Here is a 22,428-nt window from a genome sequence, read left to right as displayed (position 1 = left end):
GGGACGTCACTTGACCGCACCCGCGGTGAGGCCGGCGACGAGGTAGCGCTGGAGGAGCAGGAAGCCGACGACGACGGGGACGCTCACCACCAGGGAGGCGGCCATCACCTGGTTCCAGTAGACGTCGTTCTGGGTGGCGTACCCCTGGAGGCCGACGGCGAGGGTGCGGGTGGTCTCGTCGGTCATGACGGAGGCGAAGAGGACCTCGCCCCAGGCGGTCATGAAGGCGTAGACGGCGACGGCGATGATGCCGGGCGACGCGGCCGGGACGATGACGCGGAACAGCGCGCTGATCGGCCCGCAGCCGTCGACCTTGGCGGCCTCGTCCAACTCGCGCGGGATGGAGTCGAAGTAACCGGTCAGCATCCAGATGGAGAACGGCAGCGAGAAGGTCAGATAGGTGAGGATCAGGCCCTCGCGGGAGCCGAAGAGGGCGATGCCGGTGGCGTTGCCGATGTTGACGTAGATGAGGAAGAGCGGCAGCAGGAAGAGGATGCCGGGGAACATCTGGGTGGAGAGGACCGTCACCGTGAAGACCCGCTTGCCGCGGAAGGAGTAGCGGCTGACGGCGTACGCGGCGAAGATCGCGACCATCACCGAGAACACCGTGGCCGCGCCCGCGACGACGATCGAGTTCACGAAGTAGTCGGCGAGCGGGACGGTCTCCCAGATGTCGACGTACGGGCGGAGCGTGAGCCCGGAGGGGATCCACTCGAACTTCCCCGACACGTCCTCGAGGGGTTTCAGGGAACTGGAGATCATCACGTACACCGGCAGCACCACGAACGCGGTGAGCAGGGTGAGGAAGATCCGCCGCGTCCAGAGGAACGAGCGGGGCGCCGCCATCGGGGAGCGCGCGGCCTTCGGGGACCGGGGTGCGGTCATCGGGGACCGGGCGGTCCGGTGCCCGCGTGCGTGCTCAGGCATCGGTGGCCTTCCTTCCGCGGCTGGTGAGCAGGAGGTAGACGCCCGTGACGACGAGGAGGAAGAGCAGCAGCAGCACGGACATGGCCGAGCCGGTGCCGAAGTTCCACGTCTGGAAGGACGACTGGTAGATGTGGACCGAGACCAGGTCGGCGGCCTCGGGCGCCGCCTTGCCGAAGAGCACGAACGGCGTGTTGAAGTCGTTGAACGTCCACAGGAACAGGACGAGCACGAGAACCTGGTTGATGGAGCGCAGCGACGGCAGGGTGATGTGCCGGATCTGCTTCCACACGCCTGCCCCGTCGAGCGCGGCCGCCTCGTACATGTCCCGGGGGATGTTCTGCAGGCCGGCCATGACGGTGAGGAAGGCGAAGGGCCAGCCCTTCCACACCGAGACGATCAGCAGGGCCCAGAAGCTGTTGTCCCCGATGAGCCAGAAGGCGGGAGTGTCGCCGATGCCGAGCTGGTCGTGGAGGACGTGGTTGATGAGGCCGTTGTCCCGCTGGAACATGAAGGCCCAGGTGATGACGGCGGCGTAGACGGGCAGCGCGTACGGGACCAGGAAAAGGGTCCGCAGGAAGCCGCGGCCCCGGAAGTTCTCCTGGAGGAAGACCGCGGCGGCCGTGCCGAGGAGCCAGCACAACCCCACGGACAGCACGGTGAACAGGCACGTGGTCAGGAAGGACGTGAGGAGCGCCTGGCCGACGGGGGCGTCGAAGTCGATCGCGACGGTGTAGTTGTCGAGACCCGACCAGGGAGCCTCGCTCCAGTTCCGGATGTAGAACTGGGTCAGTTCCCGGAAGCTCATGGTGATGCCCATGAGCATCGGCACGAGGTGGACGAGGAGTTCGAGGATCAGGGCGGGCAGGAGCAGCAGGTAGGGCAGTGCGACGCGGCGACGCCCGGAGCGGCGCGGGGGGCGCGCCTCTCCGGGTGCGGCCTTGCGCACCGCCGGCTCGGTCGGGTGAGCGACGGCGGTTTCGGTCATGGTGGGGTGGCCTACTTCTTGGGCATCTGCTGCTGGGCCTTTTCGAGCTTGGCCTTCACGGACTCCGTGGTGACCGCGCGGCCGGCGGCGGCGTCGGCGAACAGTTCCTTGACCGCGGTGCCGACGACCGTCTCGAACTGCGACTCCTCCGGGACCTGCGGCAGGGCGGAGGCGCTGGTGGCGAGGGTGTCCCGGAGGACTGCCAGGGCCGGGTCGCTGAACGCGGGGTCCTGCTGGGCGGTCTTGACCGGGGGTATGGAGCCGTAGGCCTTGTTGAGGGTCTTCTGCTCTTCGTCGCTGGTCATGAACTTCACGAACTTCATCGCGCCGTCGAGGTTCTTGGTGTTCTTGAAGACGGCCAGGTTGATGCCGGCGACCATGGAGTTGGTCTGCTTGCCCGCGCCGGGCTCGCCCGACGGGACCGGAGCGGGGGCCACTCCCCACTCGTCGTCGTTCATGCCCTGCGCCTTGAACGTGGCGGACGCGGTCTGCCACAGGACCATCGCGGTCTTGTCCTTGGCGAAGTCGCTGAGGGACTGGTTCTGGGCGTACTCGGCGTTGCCGGGGGCGACGATCTTGTGGGTGGCCATGAGGTCGACGTACTGCTTGACGGCGGCCACCGCGCTGTCGGAGGTGAAGTCGGCCTTGCCGTCGGCGGTGAAGAAGTCGGCTCCGTGCTGCTTGCCGAGGACGAAGACCTGGTGGATGTTGTTCGAGAGGTTGGCGCCCTCGACGCCGATGGCGGCCTTGCCGTCCTTCGTCAGCTTCTGGCCGGTGGCGATCAGTTCGTCCCAGGTGGCCGGCGGCTTCTCGATGCCGGCGTCCTTGAACATCTTCTTGTTGTAGTAGAGCGCGTACGCCATGGAGTAGAGCGGGACGGCGGCCGGGTCCTGCGCCTGGACGCCGGTGGAGCCGAGGGCCGACTCGACGAAGCGGTCCTTGCCGCCGATGGCCTCGAAGTTCTTCGCGTCCCACGGCAGCAGCGCGCCGGTGGACTGCAGGGAGGCGCTCCAGGTGTTGCCGATGTTGAGGACGTCGGGGCCCTGGCCGGAGGTGGCCGCGGTGAGGATCCGGTTGAGCAGGTCCGCCCAGGGCACGACCTCCAGCTTCACCTTGATGCCCGTCTGCTTCTCGAACCGGTCGAGCTCGGGCTGCAGGACCTTCTTGTCGACCTCGATGCTGGCGCCCTGGTTGGAGGCCCAGTAGGTGAGGGTCTTGGGCTGCTTGTCGGACCCCGATCCACCCGTGGAACCGCCGCAGGCAGCCGCCGTGAGGACGAGGGAGAGGGTGACGGCACCGACAGCCGCGGCTCTGATTCTGCGCATGGGTCCACGAGTCCTTATCAGGGGATGGCGGAAGCCGAGAGGGGTGGGGAAGCTGCGTCCCGCATGAGGCAACCACCGGGCTCTCGGCTTAATTTAGGATGTGAGTTAAACCTCGGGAGAAGGTCGCGTCAAGGGGTGCCGCAGCTGTATGTTGCGCGTAGGGCCGAGGGAAGAGGGTGTCCGGTGAGAGTGCGCAGCGGTCGTACCGTGCGTGACCTGCGGAGGGAGAACCGCACGGCGGTTTTGCAACGGTTGTATTTCGACGGGCCTCTGAGTCGCTTCTCGCTCGGGCCGGTCACGGGCCTCAGCTCGGGGTCTGTCAGCAACGTGGTTGCGGAACTGGTCGCGGACGGCCTGGTGGAGGAGGCCGGCAGCGTGGACTCCGCCGGCGGCCGGCCCCGCACGCTCCTGCGCATCCGCCAGGACAGCGCCTGCATGATCGGCGTCGACATCGGTGAGACGCGGGTCCGGGTCGAGCTCTTCGATCTGGCCCTCACCGAGCTCGCGCGCACGGAGAAGCCGCTCACCGTGAACGGGCCGCTGAGAGAGAGCCGTTACGACGTCGCCGTCGTGGTCGCGCACGTACGTGACGGCATCGAGGAGGTCGTCCGGCAGGCGGGGGTCGAGCCCGAGCAGCTGCTCGGCGTGGGCGTGGGAGTCCCCGGCATCGTCGCCCGGACACCGGAGGACGGCGCGGTGGTGCACGGACAGACGATCTGCTGGGACGCCGTGCCGCTGGAACGGTTGCTGCGCGCGTCCGTGCCGCTGCCGCAGTCGGTGCCGTACTTCATCGACAACGGCGCCAAGACCCTCGGCCAGGCCGAGATGTGGTTCGGCGCCGGACGCGGCGCGAGCAGCGCCGTCGTGGTGCTCTTCGGCTCCGGAGTCGGCGCGTGCGTCGTCAGCGACGACCTGCGATCCGCCCGGGCCGTCGAGTGGGGACATCTGAAAGTCCGGGTCCGGGGGCGCCGTTGCCGCTGCGGCGCCCAGGGCTGCCTGGAGGCCTACGCCGGAGCGGAAGCGCTCCTGGAGCGCTGGCGGGAAGCAGGCGGCCTCCCTCCGGCCGACGCGGATGAGGAGACGGCCCTGACCGCGCTGCTCGCCTCCGCCTACCCGCCGGGCCCCGGGGCGGAGGTCGACGGGACCGCGCTCGCCGTCCTGGAGGAGACCGCCGAGTACCTCGGCGCCGGCTTCGCCGACCTGATCAACCTCTTCCAGCCCGAGCGGATCCTCGTCGGAGGATGGGCGGGCCTTCAGCTCGGTACCCGGTTCCTCGACAGTGTCAGGGATTACGCCACCCTGTACGCCCTCTCCCACCCCGCCTCCCACGTGAGCGTCGAGCTCGGCGCCCTCGGACCGGACGCGGTCACCGTCGGGGCGGCGATCCTGCCGCTCGCCGACTTCTTCGACAAGGGCGGCCGCCGGGAGCCGCCGAGGATCGAGGAGGCGACGCCGGCGTGGCAGACCTCGCTCCGGGAACGGGCGGCACAATGAAGGCGCCGTGGGGCGCTGCCCGGTGACGTCGTCTCGTCAGGCCGACTCACGCACGACGAGTTCAGGGTCGAAGAGCACGCGCGCAGGCCCGCTCCCGGCCCCTTGCAGATGGCCGGCCAGCAATTCCGCCATCGCGGCGGCCATCTTCTCGACCGGCTGACGCACGGTGGTCAGCGGCGGCCGGCAGGTGACCGCGATGGTGGAGTCGTCGAAACCGACCACGGCCACGTCATCGGGCACGCGTCGTCCCTGCTCCCGCAGGATCTGACAAGCCCCTTGGGCCATCAGGTCGTTGGCCACGAACACGCCGTCGGTATCCGGGTGCCCCTCAAGCAGACGGATCATGGCTGCGGCACCGCTGTCGAGGGTGAACCTGCCCTCGACGACCGGCGCCGGGCCCCGGCCCGCACGAGCCAGGGCGTCACGGAAGCCGGCGAGCCTGTCACGGCCGGCCGGAAGATCCTGCGGCGCGCTGATCGCCGCGGGGTACCGGCAGCCGCGGGCCAGGAGGTGTTCGGCGGCCAGCCGCCCGCCCTGGTAGTGGTCCATGTCGACGTAGCTCACCGGCAACGGGTGCGGCGGATCATGGGCCGAGCCAGGACCTGGGCGAGGGCCGAGGCGAGGGCCGGACAGGACCTGGGCGAGGACCGGCCGGTGCCCGAATCGTGTTGACCGTCCCCGGCGGGCAGTGCTGAAGTCGGCACGTGGACAGCATCCCCGCCAACCGGCGGCTCTGGAACCGGATCAGCAGCGCCTACCAGCACCAGCACGACCCCCAAATCGGCGCCGCGCCCCGGCTGTGGGGCATGTACTCCATCCCCGACGCGCACCTGGGCGCCCTGGGCGACGTCACCGGCAAGCGCGTCCTCGAACTCGGCTGCGGCGCCGGGCAGTGGTCCAGGGCGCTTGCCGCCGAGGGCGCCACCGTGGTCGGGCTCGACCTGTCCGAAGCCCAACTCGCCGCAGCGGGCCACGCGATGGGAGCGGCCCGCTACCCGCTGGTGCAAGGCGCCGCCGAACGACTCCCCTTCGCCGCCGACAGCTTCGACCTGGTGTTCTGCGACTTCGGTGGGCTCAGCTGGGCGCCCCCGCACCTGGCCGTCCCACAGGCCGCACGCGTCTTGCGCCGAGGCGGGCGCCTGGTGTTCAACGTCGCCAGCCCATGGTTCGAAGCTTGCTACGACGAAGCCGCCGGCCGCGTGACCACGACGCTGCAGAAGGACTACTTCGGGCTGAACACCATCGCCGAGGGCGACGGCGCGACCAGCTACCAGCTCACCTACGGCGACTGGGTCAAGGTCCTGCGCGGCGCGGGTCTCGTCATCGACGACCTCATCGAGCCGCGGCCCGAACGGGGAACACCCAACGGCTACAACGAAACCGACCCACCCGACTGGGCACACCGCTGGCCGGCGGAGCTGCTCTGGGTCACCCACAAACCGTGAGTTCCGCCGCGCCGAGACGTGAAGGCATCCCCTCGCAGACACGCCCCGGTTCCGTGCCCGCATGGGTCCGCCGGGGCGCCGGGGCGCCCGTCGGGACGGGTGGCCCGGTGTGCTCTCCCGCGGTAGGGGCACGATCATCGGCCTGGCCGAGGCCGATCCGCTCCTATGACCGCGGTGTGCTGTCCGAGCGCCACTGGGCGAGACGGGGGTGTCCCGGCAGTTCGGCGCGGCCGGTCGCCCACAGCAGGGTGAGCCAGGGATCCGTGCCGCCCGGAGCCTCGGGAAACAGCCGGGCGAGCACCCGTGAGCAGAGAGCGGAGGGCGGGGTCCAGGCAAGCCCGAGGCCTTCCGCCAGATCGTGCATGTGTACCAGCGTCTCTTGGAGCGCCAGCGCCGCGAAGCCTTCGGGGTCCGACACCCCGGCGGCGTGGTGGGCGCGGACCCGGGGCGACGTGGTGCGCACCATGGCGACCAGCAGCGCGCCGCACGCCTCCAGCACCTGCAGCAGGCCGGCTGGACCCGCGTCACGGTCCGCGAAGAGGAAGACCGGGGGTCCGCCCGGCCTCTTCCGGCTCAACGCGATGGGCACATGGGTGTCCAGCGGTGGGCTCTGCGGCCCCAGCTGCACCGCGTAGTAGAGAAGGTCGTTGGCGAGGTGCTCGGCGGTCTCCCAGCAGTCCCAGTCAAGCGAACCGGCCCTACCGTCCCACCCCTCCGGGGGTGCGTCCCGAAGGACGCGCACGGCGAGCCGCACGGCAAGGTCGACGTCGTCCGCGGTGACGGGAGACGACACTGATCCGGTTTCGGCTGATCGAGACATCGCAGCACCGTATCGCGAGGGAAGAGGGCAACCCCTTCCGGCTTCCAAGGATCCAGTGCTGTGGCCGGGTAGGTTCACCGGGGGCAGGAGCAGACGAGCGGTTCGGTGAGTTGGACTGCCTGTGCGTTCTGTGTCGTCTCGCTCGGGCTCCGCGCCGGTGACCTGGACCGGTCCGCCCCGGTCGGCTCCCTTCCCGGGTACCGGCAGGTGTGGTTCCCGGCCGCTCAGTCCTGGCGGGCGCCGCTCGGCCGGGCGACCGTTAGATTGCGCCCATGGACGCCGCCGTACTCGACCTCCGGACCCGGATGCGCGACGAGTGCATACCGCCCGATCTCGTCGACCGTCTGCTCGACCTCGGTCACGCCGCCGTCGTGCACGCTCAAGCCGTGGCCGAGGACGGTGACTGGTTCTGCGCCCGCGCGTGGGCGCGCCGACTGGCTGACCAGGGCGAGCTGGACGAGGCCCTCGGCGTGCTGTCCCCGTACGTCGAGACGGGCTGGTGGACCGCGGCCGCCGAGACCGCCCGGCTGCCGGAGGCGGCCGGCCGGGGCGATGAAGCCCTTGCTCTCGTCCGTCCTTTCGCACAGTCCGGGGAGCGGTTCGCGCTGCGCGATCTGGCGCTGCGGCTCGCCCGGCACGGACGGGCCGACGAGGCCTGCGCGCTGCTTGTGCCGCACCTCGCGGACTGGTTCCTTGCCGAGGCTCTGGTCGAGGTGGGTGGCGGGCTGGACCGGGACGAGGAGATCGCGGCGCTGCTGGCGGCCCGGATCGCGCCGGGGCGTTCCTGCGTGCGGTGCGGCGGCGTGGAGTGCGCGGCGCGGAATCCCGAGCCGTCCAACGCAGCAACTCTGCTGGCGGAGGTTCGTGAGAGACAGGGCCGTACGGACGAGGCGATCGAACTGCTGCGCGCGTACGGCACTGTGGTCAACAATCGTGACCCGCTGGCCGGCCTGTTGATACGGCACGATCGCATCGATGAGCTGCGCACCTACGCGGCGCAGGAGGACCGGGAGGAAGCCGCCCGTCAGCTAGCTCCTGTCCGGGCGATCGGATGTGTCTGTCCGGTTGGGGATCGCTGATGCTTCCTGCAACACCGTTCAGGGAGTATTCCGAAAGTGGATCGAGCTAGTGTGATCCGGTGACGGAGACACAACAACACCGCGACATAGGCCCTCCCGACAGTGCCTCCGACGAGAAGTCGACATTGCTGGCGTTCTTGAACTACGTCCGCGAAGCAGTGGCCGTCACGGTCCAGGGCCTCGACGACGAGCAGGGGCGAACGCCCGGAGTACCTTCTGGCACCAGCGTTCTGGGCCTGGTCAAGCACCTGACGGCGGCCGAGCTCTACTGGTTCGCCTGGGCCTTCGAGGGTGCCGATGTCGAGCATCCGGACTTCGGCATGGATCTCTCCGAGGGGGACAGCGCGGACCGTCTCCTCGCTGCCTATCGCAGTGCCATCGAACGGTCCAACGAGATCATCGAGCGCTGCGACGACCTGAGCCGTCCGTGTGCCCGGGCGGCAGGCAAAGCGGGCACCGTGCGATCGATGCGGTGGGTGCTGGTGCACATGGTCGAAGAGACGGCTCGCCATGCCGGTCACGCCGACATCCTCCGTGAGCAGGCCGACGGTTCCGTCGGCCGGTGACGCACTGCCTCGCTCGATCTCGCGCGTTCCGCGAACGGTAGGCGCATGCGGACCGCCCCCGTGATGTCCGCCAGACGGGGCACTTCGGCGGCGTCGCCGAACACGATGCACCGCGGTGATTCTGCCACTCGCTAGCTTCTTGACCAGGTGTCCTCGCGCAAATGGATGCCCATGGGCGCCTCCTTGTGACGGCAATTGACTGCAGCCCGAGGCGAGGAGAACGGCATGTCACGACCTGTCACTGTGGGAGTGGACGGCTCCGAAGGTAGTGCGGCGGCGGTGGCCTGGGCCGCCGACGAGGCGGCGCTCCGCGGTGACGGCCTGCGGCTCGTGTACGCCACCCGCTGGGCGCCGCATCAGGTGGCGGCGATGAAGGTGTCGCACGAGGACCGCGCCGGCGCCGCGGAAGGGCTGCTCGCCGCGACCGAGCAGCGGGTCCGGGCCCGGCGGCCGGACGTCGTCATGACCGCGGAGGAGATCGAGGACGCTCCCGCCAACGTGCTGCTGGCTGCCGCCTCGGAGGCGGAGTTGCTGGTGGTGGGGTCGCACGGGCTCGGCAGTGTCCGCGGCTTCATGGTCGGTTCGGTGGGACAGGAAGTCGTCGCGGAGGCGAAGAATCCGGTCGTGCTGGTGCGCCCTGGGTACGGAGCCGACGACACCGTGGCCGCCGGCGGCAGCGGCCCCCGCAAGGTGGTCCTCGGACTCGATGTGAGCGATGTGAAGGAAGAGCTCCTCGCGTTCGCATTCGACTTCGCCGGGCGGCACGGCGTCCCGCTGCAGATCGTGCACACCTGGCACCACTCGTTCCTCCCCCACCACGCAGCGGCCGACGACGCCGAGACGGCTTCGGCGCTCTCCGAGGCGGTAGCGCCCTTCCGGGACAGGTTCCCGACGGTGGAGGTGGACGAGGTGGCCGCTCCGGGCCGGCCGGCCGAGCACCTCGTCGAGACGGCGTCGGACGCGCGTCTCGTGGTCGTCGGGCGGCGCAGGGCGGCAAAGGGCTCACGCATCGGATCCGTCACCCACGCGGTGATCCACCACGCCGACTGTCCTGTGGCCGTCGTGCCGCACACCTGACGGACGACGTCCTCGGGGCGGACAAAGGGGTGGCCGCTTGTCCGGCTCACCTGACACGATCCGGGTGTGACCACGTTGTTCCTGATGGTCGGCCTGCCAGGGGCCGGAAAGACCACGAGGGCCCGGCAGCTCGCCGGTGAGCACGGCGCGCTGCGCCTGACTCCCGACGACTGGATGCTTCCCCTGTTCGGTGAGGCGGAGCCGGACGGGAAGCGCGACGTGCTGGAGGGGCGCATGCTCTGGCTGGCCTTGGAGGCGGTGAAGCTGGGCACCGACGTCGTGGTGGACTTCGGCTGTTGGTCGCGGGACGAACGCTCCGCGATCCGTTGGTTGGTGGAGGCCGAGGACGCGTGCTTCCGCATGATCTACCTGCCCGTGGACGAGGAGACCCAGCGCGCCCGGATCGCCCATCGCTGGGCGACCGCCGCACGGGAGACGTTCCCGATGACCGAGACCGACATCCTGCGAGGGCGGGCGCACTTCGAGGAGCCCGACGCGGCGGAACTGGCTGGCCGCGCGGCCTCCGGCCCACCCTCCGGGGGCTGGCGGGAGTGGGCTGCCGACCGGTGGCCGTCGTTCGCGTGACTGCTCCGAGGACTCCTCACGAGATGATCTCCGAGGTGATCGGATCACTCCGGGAGTGGCGATCCGGGGGTGTGGGGGCGGTTCGGCCGGAGTCGCGGCATCTACCGCGAGGGCTTCCGCGCCTCGGCCTTGAGGCCGCGGAGTGTCCACAGTCCGTACAGAGCCAGCAGCGGTTTGACCACCACCCACTCGCCAGGGCGGTAGTCATGCCCGCGCACGAGGCTCTCAGCAAGATCAGGACGCTGTCTCCGCAGGTACACGCGGGCCTTGAGCGCGTGGGCCGGCTGGGAGACGATCTTGATGCGATCGACGTCCTCGAGCAGGGGGATCACGTTGGTGATGTTCTCCCAGGTCGTCCTGCTTCGGTCTTCGAGGAGCACCGTGCCGTCGAACTTGAGCACCGACGTGGCGTAGTCGGCCATCAACTGGGCCTCCGCAGCACCGTTGCCGATCGCACCGCCGGTGAAGATCACGCGCGTGGCACGCGCACTGTCAGTGGTGAGGGAACGGATGCCGGCACGTACCCGCCAGCGGTTGATGACGTTCGCCGCCGCTTGCGGGTTCCGGTAACCCAACACGACCACGGCTTCGGCACCGCTCCCGGCGCTCCCGCCGCTCCCCACGAGAGCTCGAGACCAGCGCCAGTTCAACCACTCGCCCCAGGCCAGGGTCGCAGCCCCGGCGATGGCCAGTCCTGTCCTTCGTCGCATGGGTCGACTCTAAGTGGCCTTTGTTGTTCCGGACTTGAAGAGTCGTCGCCGAGGTGCCCGGCCGCACGGCGAGGCCGGAGCACCCACAGGCACGACGCCTGGCGTACCGCCACCACCGGCGTCCTCGCAGCAGTGCGCAGCTTGTCACCCGAGCGGTGGGGCGAGGACGTCTGCAATGGCCGACCGGCGGGGACTGTGAAAAGCGCTGTCCGATCACCGGAGCACGGTGATAGACACCCGGAGTGGAAAAGAATCTTGAGTTCCCTGACCTGTTGCGACTGATCGATGAACGGTCGACCGCCTTCCGCGCCGTGGTCGCCGCCGCGCCCGGTCTCGACGCGCAGGTGCCGACCTGCCCCGGGTGGACGCTGTTCGATCTGGTGAAGCACCTGGGTGGGGGAGACCGTTTCTGGGCCGCCATCGTCGGCGCGGGGTCTGCCGACGCTCCCCCGGCCGAGGCCGTCGCCGCGCGCGCCGCGCTGGAAGTGCCGCAGGAGCGTGAGGCCCTGCTGGCCTGGCTGGAGGCGTCGACGCAGCTTCTGCTGGGTGCCCTGCGCGCGGCGGGACCGGAGAGCGGTTGCTGGACGTGGTGGCCCGCGTCGCAGTCACCGCAGACCGCCGGCGGCACCGCCCGGCACCGGGTCCAGGAGACCGCGGTGCACACCTACGACGCCCAGCTCGCCGGGGGCTCCCCGCAGCCGCTGCCGGTCGAGCTGGCACTCGACGGTGTGGAGGAGTTCCTGTTCACCGTCTGCGCAACGCCGAGTGCCTGGCCGCACAAGCCCACGGCCTTCGACTTCCACGCCGCCGAGGGCCGCTCCTGGCGCCTCACCGTCGACGGCGACGGCGCACGCATCACCCGCATCCCCGCTCCCACCGCCGCGACCGGCGAAGACTCGGACGCAGCCGGCGCGTCCGTCCACGGAACGGCCAGTGAGCTGGTCCTCTACCTGTACGACCGGATCCAGGCCGACTCCTTGCACGTTGACGGAGACGCAGGGCTGCTCGACCTGCTCCGCGCCTGGGAGCCGGAGGAGAAGTAGGACGTAGCGGGGGCGGTTGGCCGCGCCTCGAGCCGGTAGGACACGACTCTTCGCCGGGTTCGTCGCGCGGCACCGGGCTCGAACCCGCGACCCCCGAGTCGAGCCCCATCGCACCCGCCGTCCCCGGCCGGTCACCGGGGAGTCCGGAGCATCCCCCGGCGGGCGAGTCACGGTCGATGAGGCTGCGGCGCCTCCGTGAACGCCGTGGCGTGGTCGGTCGCCCACTGGCGAAGCGTTCGCGGCGCTGTCCCGAGGATGTCGGCCACCGTGGTGGTGACGTACGCGGGCTGCCCGACCGCCGCGCTCCACGCGGCGAGCAGCATCTCGATGACCGAGTCGGGCGCCGTACCCCTCGACAGGCTCCGGAACTCGTCCGGCGTCATCTCCTCGCACACGATCCGGCGGCCCAGGGCGTCACCGATGACGCTCACCTGCGCGGCCTGGGTCAGCGATTCGGGGCCGGTGAGAACGTAGTCGCCTCCGACGTGCCCGTCCTGGTAGAGCGTCCGCGCCGCGACGGCCGCGACGTCACGGTCGTCGACCGGTGCCGTCTCGGCAGCGGCGTACGGCCACCGGACGACGTCGCCGGCCCGGATCGCGGGCGCCCACCAGGCCAGCGAGTTCGACGCCAGCATGCCCGGCCGGATGATCGCCGACTCCACCCCGGTGGCCGCGATGAGCTCCTCGATGCCGGCGTGCAGCGCCGCCATGGGGTTGGGCTGCTGGAAGAAGGGGTGCGGCGTCCGGTGCGGGGAGGAGAGGAAGACGATCCGTCGCACGTGGGCCGCCAGCCGCTCGACGACCGCCGCGGTGGTCGGAGACGGGGCGGTCCAGACGAGGAAGACCGCACCGGCGCCCTTCAGCGCGGGGTCGAGAGACTCGGGCACGGTGAGGTCGCCGGTGAAGACCTCGACGTTCGCCGGCAGCGTCCCCGCCGCCTCGGATCGATGGGTGAGGGCGCGGACCGGCACGCCCTCGTCGAGGAGTTGGTCGATGACGAAGCGGCCGATCCGGCCCGTCGCCCCGGTCACGAGCACGGGAGGGATGTCTGTCTGGTTCATGCCGCCCATAAAAACGTTACTCGGTTAAAAAAGCAACCCGGTCATGAATGTTACGCTGGGCAGATGAGCGAGCCGACGGGGCTGCGGGCCCGCAAGAAGGAGCGGACGCGCGACGCCATCGGCGACGCGGCCGTGTCGCTGTTCCTGGAGCGCGGCTTCGACCGTGTCTCGGTCAACGACGTCGCCGCGGCGGCCGAGGTGTCCAAACCGACCCTCTTCCGGTACTTCCCCACCAAGGAAGACCTGGTGCTGCACCGGTTCGCGGACCACCAGGGCGAGGCGGCGCGCGTCGTACGCGACCGCGGGCCCGGCATCCAGCCGATGGCGGCGCTGCACCGGCACTTCCGGGCCGGCCTCGATCGCCACGATCCGGTCACCGGCCTCAACGACCACCCCGAGGTGGTGGCCTTCCATCGGCTGGTCTTCACCACACCGAGCCTGGCGGGGCGACTCACGCGGTACCAGCTCGAGGACGAGGAGGCACTGGCGGACGCCCTCGGCGAAGGCATTCAGGCACGCTTGCGAGCCGCCCAGGTACTCGCGGTTCAACGGGTACTCGCCCGGGCCAACTGGCAGAAGATCGCCGACGGCCGTACCGCCCGCGACGTCCACCCCGAGGCCGTGGCCGACGTCGACCAGGCCTTCGACCGACTGCGCTGACGCACGACCGGTGCCGGAAGGCTCCGCGGCCCGGTACTCGCGTGCCGCGGGGCCCGGCCTTGCCGCCTCCGTGGGTGCGGCGGCTTCACCTCCTTCGTCCGGGCCCGGCCGGTGCGCTGGTCAGCCCGGCCGGCACGCCCCGGTGCATGTCCCTGAGCGCGCGGTGCGCTCCTCCACGGGCGGAGCGCACCGGCACTCCGAACGGCTCTGAGCGGCCGGGCCCTCGAGGAGACGGACAGAGCCTCGCCGGCCGGGCTCCGACCGAGTGGGACCGTCCCTCGGGGCGGCCGCCGGTCATGATCGATTGTCAGTGCCGGGTGAGACGGTAGGTGCATCGGGTCGGAACATCCGGTCGGAAACGAGGGGGAGTTCTCCATGTCCGGAAGTCAGAACTACATCAATCACGTCGCTCTTGTGCTGGACGCCAGTTCGTCGATGTCGCACCTGAGCCGCAAGGTCGTCGAGGTCGCCGACCAGCAGATCGCGTACCTTGCCCGTCGTTCGAGGGAGCTCGATCAGGAGACCCGCGTCACGGTGTACGTCTTCGCCGACAAGGTGGAGTGCGCCATCTACGACAAGGACGTGCTGCGGATGCCGTCGTTGGGGCAGCTGTACCGGGCCGGTGGGATGACGGCCCTGCTGGCGGCCGCGCTGAAGTCCCAGCGGGAGCTGGCGCAGACCGCGCAACTGTACGGTGACCACAGCTTCCTGACGTTCGTGCTGACCGACGGACAGGAGAACGCGAGCCACCGCTCTCCGGACGCGCCCTCCAAGGATCCGCGCGTACTGGTCCGGGCCGTGGCCGAGATGATCGAGACGCAGGGCGACAACTGGACGCTGGCCGTCCTGGTGCCGGATCAGATGGGCAAGCGTGAGGCCACGCAGTGCGGGTTCCCGAAGGACAACATCGCGATCTGGGACGCGACGAGCACGCAGGGGCTGGAGGAGGCCGGCCAGGTCATCCAGGAGGCCACCGAGAAGTTCATGGTCGGGCGTAGTCAGGGTATCCGGGGATCGCGGGCGGTGTTCTCCACGGGCGGGGAGGCGGTCAACAAGGAGGCCATCGAGGCGGCCGGCCTGACCCCGGTGGATCCGTCGACGTACCAGCTGCTCCCGGTGGCCCGGGCCGCGGCGATCCGGGACTGGGTCGTCGAGAGCGGGCACACGTACCGGACCGGTGGGGCGTTCTACCAGTTGAGCAAGTCGGAGAAGATCCAGGCACGGAAGCAGATCGCCGTACTGGAGAAGAAGACCGACCGGGTGTACACGGGACCCGAGGCCCGGGCGCTGCTCGGCCTGCCGGACACGGAAGTGCGCGTCAAGCCGGACCACAACGACGACTTCACGATCTTCGTGCAGAGCACCAGCGTGAACCGGAAGCTCGTCCCCCAGACACGGCTTCTGCTCATGCCGTAGGGGTGCCGAGCCTGGCCGGCGCCCCAAGAGGTCATGGGCGGGCCTGAGTTGCGGGACCCGCCCCGGCCTCGTCACGACCGCGTGGACCGTGTCGTGGGTGATGCCGCCGGGACCCGTCCGCCACCGGGTCCCCGCCCGTCGCCCGGTAACGCCCCGGCGTCGTGCCGAACTCGCGCCGGAAGGCGTGCGAGAGGGCGTACGGCGAGCTGTAGCCCACCCGCCGGGCGACGCTCGCCAGCGGAGCCTCGGTCTCCCGGAGCAGGGCGGCGGCGCGGGTCAGCCGCCACCACGTCAGGTACGCCATCGGGGGCCTGCCGACCAGCGTGGTGAAGCGGCGGGCCAGCGTGGGCCGGGAGACGCCCGCCTCGGCCGCGAGCCGGTCGGTGGTCCACGGGGCTGCCGGGTCGGAGTGCAATGCGCGCAGCGCGGCGGCGGTCACCGGGTCGCCCAGGACTGCCGGCCAGGCTCCGGCCGTGCTCTCGGCCAGCCAGGAGCGGATCGCGTAGACGAGCAGCAGATCGAGCAGGCCGGGCAGCGCGATGCCCGAGCCGGGCCGCAGCTCGTCCAGCTCACCGCCCAGCAGCTCGACGGCGGCGCGGAGTTCGGGGTGCGCGCCGGCGCGGTTCGGCAGGTGGACGACGGAGGGCAGCTCCGCGAGGAGCGGGTGCACGTGATCGCGGTCGAGCCGGTACTTGCCGCAGAGCATCTCCACCTCTCGCTCTCGGGAGACGGGCAGGGCCGGGCGCGGCAGACTGCCGTCCCGCCACGGTCCGAACGGCACCGCCCGCGCGACGGTCGCCGGGTCGGCGGGCGCGTCGGCGAGGACGTGCCCCGTTCCGTGCGGCAGCAGCACCACGTCCCCGGGGCCGAGCACGACCGGCGCGCCGCCGTCGGGCAGCAGCCAGCAACTGCCCTGGAGCACGATGTGGAACCCGGCGCCGTCGTACGGATCGAGCCGCGCGCACCAGCGTCCGCCCACCCGTACGCGGTCGGAGGAGGGCCGCCCGGTGCGGACGGCGAAGATCGCGTCGCTGACCACGTCCATGGGCGGTAGCGTATCCGCCCCGGTCGCGGCGGTGAGCGTCTCGCGCATCGAGGGGAGCCTTGTGAGCATTGAGCGGCTCAACCACCCCTCCCTAGGGTCGGTGTCATGACCAACGAGATTGCACCGAGCATCGTCCTGGGGAACGTCGAGATCACCCGGATCGTCGAGTGGCAGGGGCCGTTCGGCCCGGCCCGCGGCCTCGTCCCCGACGCCGGGGCCGAGGTGTGGAGGGCGAACGAGGAGTGGCTCGCGCCGGACCACTGGGCGCCGGACACCGACAGCGCGGTCATGGCGCTGCAGACCTGGGTGCTGCGCAGCGGCGGCCGGACCGTCCTGGTCGACACGGGCGTCGGCAACGGGCGTGAACGGCCCCACTCGCCGCACTTCCACCGGCGGCAGGGGGACTTCCTGGGCCTCCTCGAGCGGGTGGGCGTCCGTCCCGAGGAGGTCGACGTCGTCGTGAACACCCATGTGCACGCCGACCACGTCGGCTGGAACACCCGTGCCGCCGACGGTACGGACGGGGAGGACGGCGCCTGGGTGCCGACGTTCCCGAACGCCCGCTACCTGGTCCCGGCGGCCGACGACTTCCACTTCGGCCCGGGGAACGCGTACGGCGGCGGGCTCCAGGAGGAGGACCGGCTGGTCTACGAGGACAGCGTCGCGCCCGTGCACCGGGCGGGCCTGATCGACCTGTGGGACGGGTCCCACCGCATCGACGAGAACCTCGTCCTGGAGTCGGCGCCCGGCCATACGCCAGGCTCCGCGGTCCTGCGACTCGCGTCGGGCGGGGACAGGGCGGTCTTCGTCGGGGACCTCGTGCACAGCCCCGTACAGATCCTCGATCCCTCCCACGGCAGTTGCTTCTGCCTGGACGTGCACCGGGCGGCGGCCAGCCGCCTGCGGATCCTCGAACGCGCCGCCGACGAAAGGGAGCTGGTCGTGCCCGCGCACTTCGGCGGGGCCGGTGCCGCCGAAGTGCGCCGGGAGGGGAAGGGCTTCGGCCTGGCGCGTTGGGCGGCGTTCGGCACGGGGTGAGGGGGGAGCCGACGGGTGCCGGGTCGGCCGCCCGGCCCGTTCCGGGCGGACGGGGGGGCCGAACGTCCTCCGCCACGGCCTGCCGGGCGCCCGCCAAGGAGTCCCACCCCGCCCTGCCCGGGACTCCGTGCAGAGGGCCGACCGGCCCCCGAGGGGGGGCCGGTCGGTCGTGGAGCGGAACGGGTGGCCCCCGGGGCCTCGCCGTCCCCGTGACGGGGGCCCGAACGCCACGGTCGCCCGGCGATGCGCCCGGGCGACCACGACGCCGGACACCGAGCCGGACCGCTGCGGCCCAGGCCGCTGGATGGGCCTCATGGCGACCCGTCGATGGGAGGTTTCCCGGTCGAATGGACCAGCATCCTGGCCTTGGCCGCGGCCACCTTCGTCGCGTCGCTCCTGGCCACGATCGGGCCCGCGCGCCGCGCGGCGGCCATCCCCCCGGCACTCGCGGTCCGCGTCACCGAATGACGGGGCGCGCCATGGACACCGCGGCGCGCGCCATGGGGTGTCTTCGAGGTCGAGCAGGTTGTGCCGAGCGCGACCGCGTGCCGCTCGTGCTTCCACGGGGCCGGATACTCGAGTGCGGCTGGGACGGGGCGGGTCTAGCGTGGCGGTTTCGCGTGTCGTGAGGAGGGTTGCGGTGCTGGTCATGCCGGGGCGGCGGACGTCGACGATGGAGCTGCTGGCCGCTGAGGCGGCGCGGCGGGGGATGATGGTCCTGGCGGCGGAGGAGACCGGCGCGTCGGTGGGACCGGCGTACTGGTACGGCGGGCCGGTGGCGGGGGCGCGGTTGGCAGGACGGCTCGGGTTCGCGTTGCTCGAACCCTCGGACGACTGGCTTGCAAAGCTCCCGGAGGAGTTCACCGGGCGGGAGGTCCGTGCGGCAACCGTCGCCGACGCATGGGCGATCGACCGGCCGACGTTCGTCAAACCGCCACGGGACAAGTCCTTCCCGGCGGACGTCTACGCCGATGGCTCCCGGTTCCCCGCCGATCTGGACCCGGCCACGCCGGTGCTGCTCTCCGAGGTGGTGACCTTCGCCGCCGAGTACCGGCTGTTCCTCCTTGACGGGCGCATCGCCGCGGGCAGCCGATACGCGGTGTACGGGCGGCTCGACCCCCGCCCGCTCGACCGGCGTGCGGCCATCAGCGGGGAGATCGCCGACTTCGTCGACGGCCTGGTCGCCGCGGCCGGGCCCACCCTGCCGAGCGCCGTGGTCGTGGACGTCGGACAGCTACTCGACCCGTACCGCCCGGGCCACCGGTGGGCCGTGGTGGAGGCCAACATGGCATGGTTCTCCCACGCCTATGCCGCCGACCCGGCACGGGTCCTGGACGTGGTGCTGCGGGCGGCGGGCCCGCGCGAGCAGGTGCGCGAACGGGATCTGCCGTTCGCGCGGCACTGAACCGAGGGGTGTCAAGCCGACCCCTCAGGCATCCGGGAACCAGGCACGCCCCTGGGCCCAGTGGGTCACCCAGCCCGTGAAGCCAGGGGTGCCGGGCATCAGGGCGTCGGGTGACTGGGGACCGAAGGGCATCGCGCCCTCGCCGGCGATCTGCCAGACGTGACCACGCTGCGGCCCGGTGACGATCAAATGCCAGTACATGCCGCAGCCGTCGGTGCCCAGCAGCAGCGAGCCGTGGTCGAACACGGGGCCAGTCCGGGCCTCGAACTCCTCCACCGTCAGCGCCGACTCGTCGTCGTCCGCTTCCCACAGCCATGCCGCCGTGAGGGGGAAGGGCTCGGCCGGCAGGCGTTCGGGGCGGTCCGAGCCCCAGTCGGGGGGCGTGTGCGCGAGGGGCAGCAGCCCGTAGTAGGGCGGTCCGGCGCGCAGTCCGTCGCATATCTCCGCCACGAACGTGCGATAGGGCTCCGGGAGCACGATGCCGTGCTCCGCTTCGAAGGACCGCACCGTCTCCCAGCCGGCCGGCGGCACCGCCTCGGGGTGCGACGCGAAGATCTCGCGGAGGATGGCCAGCTCGGCCGGGTCGCATGTTTCCGTGTTCATGGCGGCCATCATGCAAGATCCCGAAGCGGGGCCCGGACGACGGTGCCGGAATCGTTCGGCTCCCCGGTCCGCGCGGAGTCGTCGACGAACGCGGCCAGGTCCGCCTCGGCGGGCGCCCAGGGGGCTGCGCCCGATGCGACCGCGACCGGCGGGCGCACGGGCGAGTGTCCGGATCGGGAGCCGCCGTTCGGATCACCGGAGAACGGCCCTTCAGGTGATTACCCACGCCTCATGCGCCGGACCGCTGTCGAGCGGGGTACGACGTCCCCTCGAGAAGAACCCTGATCCCCCGTGAGGAGCTCGGCCATGTACGCAGCAGTCCGGCGGTACGAAGGGGTGATCGATCCCGCCGAGGCGGGACGCCTCGTGAACGAGGGCTTCGTGCCGCTCATGCGCCAGGTCTCCGGTTTCGTGGCGTACTACTGGTTCGACGCCGGGGACGGAGTGATGGTCTCGACCAGCGTCTTCCAGAACCAGGCCGGTGCCGAGGAATCGATCACGAGAGCGGCGGACTTCGTACGCGACAACCTCGCGTCACTGCTCCCCAACCCGCCTCAGGTCATGGCCGGGGAGGTGCTGGCTTCCGCGTGACGACCCTGCGTCGCGCGAGCTCTCCGGCCGGACGTCGGGCGGCCGCAGCCCGGGCGCGCCACGCGGCCCGACGCACGGTCCGGTGGCCGGACCCTGACGTACGGCCCCACGCCCCGACCCGGACCGCGCCCCCGACGCGGATGGCCGCGGTGGGACGCCGGCCTGCTCGACCGACCCCTCATGGCCGGCCGGCACGCGTCGATCGCCGGTCATGAGGGTCCGCATACACTTCGTCGGCGAGCGCACCGACGTGGACGACCGATCCGGTACGCGGTCGTCGCCTGCGGCGGGGTCGCCGCGCAGGTGTGTTCCGCACCCGTACCGCACTCAGCAGGGGGCTTGGCCATGCACCGCTTCGACGTCGAGACGCTGACGGCGGGCCCCTGGCGCAACGGCGGAGGCGCGACCAGGGAGATCGCCTCCTGGCCGGCGGGCGCCGAGGAGTTCGGGTGGCGCGCCAGCGTCGCCGACATCGAGCGGGACGGGCCGTTCTCGGCGTTCCCGGGCATCGACCGGACGCTCACCCTGCTCGCGGGCGAGGGCGTGCGACTGGCCTGCCCCGGGATGTTCGACCGCCTGCTGACACGCCCGGGCGAGCCGTTCGAGTTCTCCGGCGACCACGCGCTGACCGCCGAACTGCCGGGCGGAGCCTGCCGGGTGCTCAACATCATGGTGCGGCGCGGCCGGCGGACGGCGCAGGTGGGCCGGGTCACCGGCCCGGTGGTGCCGCCCGTGGGACATGCGGGCGTGCTGTACGTGCTGCGCGGCCGCTGGCAGACAGGCACCGACGAGGGGGCCCTGACCTCCGGCCAGGGCCTTTGGTGGAGCGGGGACGAAAGGGACGCGCCAGGCCAGGCGATCGCACCGCTCTCACCCGACGCCGCCGCGTTGTGGGCGGACATCGTTCCCTAGGAGAAGCCCGACACCCAGTCACCGTGCGTGGAGTGGCTGGACCTGGTGCTCGGCCACGTGCACGCATCCCGGCTGCCCGTGTGCCCGAGCGGCTGCCCCAGTGGGCCCAGGAGCGCCCGGTTCAGCCCCAGGTCCTGCCTGCCGGCTCCTTGATGGTGCGGTTGATCCGGTTGAAGAAGTTGGTCAGCGCGATCTCCAGGTTGATCGCGCCGATCTGCTCCTCGCTGAAGTGGGCGTTGACCTCCTCCCAGATCTCGTCGGTGACGCCCTGGGCGCCGTCCTGCAAGCGGGTGGCGGCCTCGGCCAGCGCCAGTGCCGCGCGCTCAGCATCGGTGTAGAAGGGCGCCTCGCGCCACGCCGCCACGTTGTGCAGCCGCTCGTCGGTCTCACCGGCCTTCTTCCCGCCGGCGACACTGGCGTGGACGCACGCCGAGCAGCCGTTGATCTGGCTGGCGCGCAGGTGGACCAGAGCGAGCAGCTTCGGGTCGACACCCCCGGCGGCGATCGCCTTCTGGAGGTGCTGGATCGCCGTCCACACATCAGGGCTGTTCGTGTTCTTGTTCTTGAGTCGGTTCTCCATGCGGGAGGGCTCTCCTTCATCGGGTTACGTTCCGGCGCCTGTGCGCGTCATCCCTATGACGGAGCAGCTGCCAGGGAGGTAACAACATGACCGGCACCCCTCGTGCGGACTCGATCGCCGAAGCCTTCGAGTCCCACCGTGACCGGCTCCGCGCCGTCGCCCACCGCATGCTCGGCTCACACGCCGACGCGGAAGACGTGGTCCAGGAGGCGTGGCTGCGTCTCTCCCGCCAGGACGCCGACACCATCGACAACCTCGGCGGCTGGCTGACCACCGTCGTCGGCCGCATCAGCCTCGATGTCCTGCGGTCGGGCCGGACGCGCCCAGAGGTATCCCTCGACGACCAGCTCCCCGCATTCACCGTGACGCTCGACGACGCCCCTCCTCCGGAGGACCTCGTGGCACTCGGGGACTCCGTCGGCCTCGCGCTTCTCACGGTCCTCGACTCGCTGCGCCCCGACGAACGGCTGGCGTTCGTGCTGCACGACGTGTTCGCCGTGCCCTTCGTCGAGATCAGCACCATTCTCGGCAGATCCGCCGACGCGACCGAAATGCTCGCCAGTCGCGCCCGCAGGAAGGTACAGGCCGCCCAGCAGCCGGCGAGCGCCGGACGGGAACAACGCGAGGTGGTCCAGGCCTTCCTGGCCGCGGCCCGCGACGGCCGGTTCGAGCAGCTGCTGCGGGTTCTCCACCCCGAAGTGAGGTTCACCGTCCACACCGCGAGCGGCACGTTCGTCACACTCGGGGCCACCGAAGTCGCGACCCGTGCGCGGGTGGCCGGCAGCGCGGCGCGAGGACACGGGGCGACCGTCAACGGCCGCCCTGGCGTCATCTCCTGGGACCAGGACGGCAACCCGCTCTCCCTTCTGACCTTCACCGTCGCCGACGGCCGCATCACCGAGCTCACCGCCGTGGTCGACCCGGCCGAACTCGCGCTGATGAACCTGCCGGACCCGGTGTGGCCCAAGGCCCGGCAGGCCGACCCGGACCGGGCCTGATCGCCTGTCGGCGCGATTCCGGATCGGATCGTCGTCCAGCGGCCCACGAGCAAGCCCTCGTGG

The 22,428-nt window shown here is 71.0% G+C and carries 24 protein-coding genes and 1 pseudogene; 15 read left to right on the top strand and 10 right to left on the bottom strand.

Going from position 1 to position 22,428, the window contains the following annotated elements:
* Positions 1 to 6: 6 nt before the first annotated feature.
* The 3 genes from ACE1OA_RS34175 to ACE1OA_RS34165 form a co-directional block, all read right to left on the bottom strand.
* Positions 7 to 846, bottom strand: a complete 840-nt coding sequence (locus ACE1OA_RS34175; protein ID WP_356777953.1) for a carbohydrate ABC transporter permease — start codon at positions 844 to 846, stop codon at positions 7 to 9.
* A gap of 73 nt (positions 847 to 919) precedes the next feature.
* Positions 920 to 1,912, bottom strand: a complete 993-nt coding sequence (locus ACE1OA_RS34170) for a carbohydrate ABC transporter permease (protein ID WP_432753944.1) — start codon at positions 1,910 to 1,912, stop codon at positions 920 to 922.
* Between the two features lie 11 nt (positions 1,913 to 1,923).
* Positions 1,924 to 3,237: an extracellular solute-binding protein gene (locus tag ACE1OA_RS34165; RefSeq protein WP_356607794.1), complete on the bottom strand. Its 1,314-nt coding sequence runs from the start codon at positions 3,235 to 3,237 to the stop codon at positions 1,924 to 1,926.
* Between the two features lie 183 nt (positions 3,238 to 3,420).
* Between ACE1OA_RS34165 and ACE1OA_RS34160 the strand changes: the two genes are divergently transcribed.
* A complete protein-coding gene (locus ACE1OA_RS34160) occupies positions 3,421 to 4,731 on the top strand; it encodes an ROK family protein (protein WP_432753943.1) in 1,311 nt (436 codons plus the stop codon).
* Positions 4,732 to 4,767: 36 nt separating this feature from the next.
* Here ACE1OA_RS34160 and ACE1OA_RS34155 read toward each other — a convergent pair.
* A pseudogene (locus ACE1OA_RS34155) lies at positions 4,768 to 5,313 on the bottom strand (LacI family DNA-binding transcriptional regulator); the annotation flags it as partial.
* 122 nt (positions 5,314 to 5,435) lie between these two features.
* Here ACE1OA_RS34155 and ACE1OA_RS34150 point away from each other — a divergent pair.
* Positions 5,436 to 6,176 (top strand): class I SAM-dependent methyltransferase, encoded by a 741-nt coding sequence (locus tag ACE1OA_RS34150; protein WP_432753942.1) that lies wholly within the window; start codon positions 5,436 to 5,438, stop codon positions 6,174 to 6,176.
* 163 nt (positions 6,177 to 6,339) lie between these two features.
* Here ACE1OA_RS34150 and ACE1OA_RS34145 read toward each other — a convergent pair whose 3' ends face one another.
* Positions 6,340 to 6,996, bottom strand: coding sequence for a hypothetical protein (locus ACE1OA_RS34145; RefSeq protein WP_432753941.1), 657 nt, complete (start codon positions 6,994 to 6,996; stop codon positions 6,340 to 6,342).
* A gap of 272 nt (positions 6,997 to 7,268) precedes the next feature.
* On the opposite strand from ACE1OA_RS34145, the gene ACE1OA_RS34140 reads away from it, so the two are divergent.
* From ACE1OA_RS34140 to ACE1OA_RS34125, 4 genes are all read left to right on the top strand, one after another.
* Positions 7,269 to 8,075, top strand: a complete 807-nt coding sequence (locus ACE1OA_RS34140) for a hypothetical protein (protein WP_432753940.1) — start codon at positions 7,269 to 7,271, stop codon at positions 8,073 to 8,075.
* A gap of 59 nt (positions 8,076 to 8,134) precedes the next feature.
* Positions 8,135 to 8,641, top strand: coding sequence for a DinB family protein (locus tag ACE1OA_RS34135; RefSeq protein ID WP_432753939.1), 507 nt, complete (start codon positions 8,135 to 8,137; stop codon positions 8,639 to 8,641).
* Positions 8,642 to 8,866: 225 nt separating this feature from the next.
* Positions 8,867 to 9,718, top strand: coding sequence for a universal stress protein (locus ACE1OA_RS34130; RefSeq protein ID WP_432753938.1), 852 nt, complete (start codon positions 8,867 to 8,869; stop codon positions 9,716 to 9,718).
* 66 nt (positions 9,719 to 9,784) lie between these two features.
* On the top strand, positions 9,785 to 10,303 hold the full coding sequence (locus ACE1OA_RS34125; RefSeq protein ID WP_356607808.1) for an AAA family ATPase: 519 nt from the start codon (positions 9,785 to 9,787) through the stop codon (positions 10,301 to 10,303).
* Between the two features lie 101 nt (positions 10,304 to 10,404).
* Here ACE1OA_RS34125 and ACE1OA_RS34120 read toward each other — a convergent pair whose 3' ends face one another.
* Positions 10,405 to 11,013 carry a YdcF family protein gene (locus tag ACE1OA_RS34120; protein ID WP_432753937.1) on the bottom strand — a complete coding sequence of 203 codons (609 nt, stop codon included), beginning with the start codon at positions 11,011 to 11,013 and terminating at the stop codon, positions 10,405 to 10,407.
* 242 nt (positions 11,014 to 11,255) lie between these two features.
* Here ACE1OA_RS34120 and ACE1OA_RS34115 point away from each other — a divergent pair, with 242 nt between their 5' ends.
* Entirely contained in the window at positions 11,256 to 12,056 is an 801-nt protein-coding gene (locus ACE1OA_RS34115; protein ID WP_384872335.1) for a maleylpyruvate isomerase family mycothiol-dependent enzyme, read from the top strand.
* A 167-nt stretch (positions 12,057 to 12,223) separates the two neighbouring features.
* On the opposite strand, the gene ACE1OA_RS34110 is transcribed toward ACE1OA_RS34115, so the two are convergent.
* Positions 12,224 to 13,117 carry an NAD(P)H-binding protein gene (locus ACE1OA_RS34110; RefSeq protein ID WP_432753936.1) on the bottom strand — a complete coding sequence of 298 codons (894 nt, stop codon included), beginning with the start codon at positions 13,115 to 13,117 and terminating at the stop codon, positions 12,224 to 12,226.
* Positions 13,118 to 13,180: 63 nt separating this feature from the next.
* Here ACE1OA_RS34110 and ACE1OA_RS34105 point away from each other — a divergent pair, with 63 nt between their 5' ends.
* Together ACE1OA_RS34105 and ACE1OA_RS34100 are read left to right on the top strand one after the other, a co-directional pair.
* Positions 13,181 to 13,777, top strand: a complete 597-nt coding sequence (locus ACE1OA_RS34105; RefSeq protein WP_384872341.1) for a TetR/AcrR family transcriptional regulator — start codon at positions 13,181 to 13,183, stop codon at positions 13,775 to 13,777.
* 375 nt (positions 13,778 to 14,152) lie between these two features.
* A complete protein-coding gene (locus ACE1OA_RS34100) occupies positions 14,153 to 15,193 on the top strand; it encodes a vWA domain-containing protein (protein ID WP_356607818.1) in 1,041 nt (346 codons plus the stop codon).
* Between the two features lie 31 nt (positions 15,194 to 15,224).
* On the opposite strand, the gene ACE1OA_RS34095 is transcribed toward ACE1OA_RS34100, so the two are convergent.
* Positions 15,225 to 16,238 carry an AraC family transcriptional regulator gene (locus tag ACE1OA_RS34095; protein ID WP_384872344.1) on the bottom strand — a complete coding sequence of 338 codons (1,014 nt, stop codon included), beginning with the start codon at positions 16,236 to 16,238 and terminating at the stop codon, positions 15,225 to 15,227.
* Positions 16,239 to 16,343: 105 nt separating this feature from the next.
* Between ACE1OA_RS34095 and ACE1OA_RS34090 the strand changes: the two genes are divergently transcribed.
* The 3 genes from ACE1OA_RS34090 (at position 16,344) to ACE1OA_RS34080 (ending at position 18,681) form a co-directional block, all read left to right on the top strand.
* Positions 16,344 to 17,276 (top strand): MBL fold metallo-hydrolase, encoded by a 933-nt coding sequence (locus tag ACE1OA_RS34090; RefSeq protein ID WP_356776809.1) that lies wholly within the window; start codon positions 16,344 to 16,346, stop codon positions 17,274 to 17,276.
* A gap of 327 nt (positions 17,277 to 17,603) precedes the next feature.
* Positions 17,604 to 17,744, top strand: coding sequence for a hypothetical protein (locus ACE1OA_RS34085; RefSeq protein WP_384872348.1), 141 nt, complete (start codon positions 17,604 to 17,606; stop codon positions 17,742 to 17,744).
* Positions 17,745 to 17,949: 205 nt separating this feature from the next.
* Entirely contained in the window at positions 17,950 to 18,681 is a 732-nt protein-coding gene (locus ACE1OA_RS34080; RefSeq protein ID WP_432754126.1) for an ATP-grasp domain-containing protein, read from the top strand.
* A 24-nt stretch (positions 18,682 to 18,705) separates the two neighbouring features.
* Here the strand turns inward: ACE1OA_RS34080 and ACE1OA_RS34075 are convergent, their stop codons facing one another.
* Positions 18,706 to 19,296: an SMI1/KNR4 family protein gene (locus tag ACE1OA_RS34075; RefSeq protein ID WP_384872351.1), complete on the bottom strand. Its 591-nt coding sequence runs from the start codon at positions 19,294 to 19,296 to the stop codon at positions 18,706 to 18,708.
* A gap of 294 nt (positions 19,297 to 19,590) precedes the next feature.
* Between ACE1OA_RS34075 and ACE1OA_RS34070 the strand changes: the two genes are divergently transcribed.
* A complete protein-coding gene (locus ACE1OA_RS34070; RefSeq protein ID WP_432753935.1) occupies positions 19,591 to 19,875 on the top strand; it encodes a hypothetical protein in 285 nt (94 codons plus the stop codon).
* A gap of 345 nt (positions 19,876 to 20,220) precedes the next feature.
* Positions 20,221 to 20,787, top strand: a complete 567-nt coding sequence (locus ACE1OA_RS34065; protein ID WP_432753934.1) for a HutD/Ves family protein — start codon at positions 20,221 to 20,223, stop codon at positions 20,785 to 20,787.
* A gap of 121 nt (positions 20,788 to 20,908) precedes the next feature.
* On the opposite strand, the gene ACE1OA_RS34060 is transcribed toward ACE1OA_RS34065, so the two are convergent.
* Positions 20,909 to 21,367: a carboxymuconolactone decarboxylase family protein gene (locus ACE1OA_RS34060; RefSeq protein ID WP_384872357.1), complete on the bottom strand. Its 459-nt coding sequence runs from the start codon at positions 21,365 to 21,367 to the stop codon at positions 20,909 to 20,911.
* Positions 21,368 to 21,453: 86 nt separating this feature from the next.
* Between ACE1OA_RS34060 and ACE1OA_RS34055 the strand changes: the two genes are divergently transcribed.
* Positions 21,454 to 22,365 (top strand): sigma-70 family RNA polymerase sigma factor, encoded by a 912-nt coding sequence (locus tag ACE1OA_RS34055; RefSeq protein ID WP_432753933.1) that lies wholly within the window; start codon positions 21,454 to 21,456, stop codon positions 22,363 to 22,365.
* The last annotated feature ends 63 nt before the right edge of the window (positions 22,366 to 22,428 follow it).

The organism is Streptomyces sp. JL2001 (assembly GCF_050917515.1).
GTDB lineage: Bacteria > Actinomycetota > Actinomycetes > Streptomycetales > Streptomycetaceae > Streptomyces.
The sequence above is the reverse complement of the archived record's forward strand: the minus strand, read 5'-3'. Positions and strand labels throughout refer to the sequence as shown.

Excerpts from the sequence above, each read along its gene's own strand:
- ACE1OA_RS34075 (WP_384872351.1), bottom strand. The coding sequence starts at position 19,296 with ATGATGGCCGCCATGAACACGGAAACATGCGACCCGGCCGAGCTGGCC.
- ACE1OA_RS34120 (WP_432753937.1), bottom strand. The coding sequence starts at position 11,013 with ATGCGACGAAGGACAGGACTGGCCATCGCCGGGGCTGCGACCCTGGCC.
- ACE1OA_RS34110 (WP_432753936.1), bottom strand. The coding sequence starts at position 13,117 with ATGAACCAGACAGACATCCCTCCCGTGCTCGTGACCGGGGCGACGGGC.
- ACE1OA_RS34055 (WP_432753933.1), top strand. The coding sequence starts at position 21,454 with ATGACCGGCACCCCTCGTGCGGACTCGATCGCCGAAGCCTTCGAGTCC.
- ACE1OA_RS34060 (WP_384872357.1), bottom strand. The coding sequence starts at position 21,367 with ATGGAGAACCGACTCAAGAACAAGAACACGAACAGCCCTGATGTGTGG.
- ACE1OA_RS34105 (WP_384872341.1), top strand. The coding sequence starts at position 13,181 with ATGAGCGAGCCGACGGGGCTGCGGGCCCGCAAGAAGGAGCGGACGCGC.
- ACE1OA_RS34085 (WP_384872348.1), top strand. The coding sequence starts at position 17,604 with ATGGGAGGTTTCCCGGTCGAATGGACCAGCATCCTGGCCTTGGCCGCG.
- ACE1OA_RS34145 (WP_432753941.1), bottom strand. The coding sequence starts at position 6,996 with ATGTCTCGATCAGCCGAAACCGGATCAGTGTCGTCTCCCGTCACCGCG.
- ACE1OA_RS34090 (WP_356776809.1), top strand. The coding sequence starts at position 16,344 with ATGACCAACGAGATTGCACCGAGCATCGTCCTGGGGAACGTCGAGATC.
- ACE1OA_RS34140 (WP_432753940.1), top strand. The coding sequence starts at position 7,269 with ATGGACGCCGCCGTACTCGACCTCCGGACCCGGATGCGCGACGAGTGC.
- ACE1OA_RS34095 (WP_384872344.1), bottom strand. The coding sequence starts at position 16,238 with ATGGACGTGGTCAGCGACGCGATCTTCGCCGTCCGCACCGGGCGGCCC.
- ACE1OA_RS34070 (WP_432753935.1), top strand. The coding sequence starts at position 19,591 with ATGTACGCAGCAGTCCGGCGGTACGAAGGGGTGATCGATCCCGCCGAG.
- ACE1OA_RS34065 (WP_432753934.1), top strand. The coding sequence starts at position 20,221 with ATGCACCGCTTCGACGTCGAGACGCTGACGGCGGGCCCCTGGCGCAAC.
- ACE1OA_RS34130 (WP_432753938.1), top strand. The coding sequence starts at position 8,867 with ATGTCACGACCTGTCACTGTGGGAGTGGACGGCTCCGAAGGTAGTGCG.
- ACE1OA_RS34175 (WP_356777953.1), bottom strand. The coding sequence starts at position 846 with ATGGCGGCGCCCCGCTCGTTCCTCTGGACGCGGCGGATCTTCCTCACC.
- ACE1OA_RS34170 (WP_432753944.1), bottom strand. The coding sequence starts at position 1,912 with ATGACCGAAACCGCCGTCGCTCACCCGACCGAGCCGGCGGTGCGCAAG.
- ACE1OA_RS34100 (WP_356607818.1), top strand. The coding sequence starts at position 14,153 with ATGTCCGGAAGTCAGAACTACATCAATCACGTCGCTCTTGTGCTGGAC.
- ACE1OA_RS34080 (WP_432754126.1), top strand. The coding sequence starts at position 17,950 with ATGGAGCTGCTGGCCGCTGAGGCGGCGCGGCGGGGGATGATGGTCCTG.
- ACE1OA_RS34165 (WP_356607794.1), bottom strand. The coding sequence starts at position 3,237 with ATGCGCAGAATCAGAGCCGCGGCTGTCGGTGCCGTCACCCTCTCCCTC.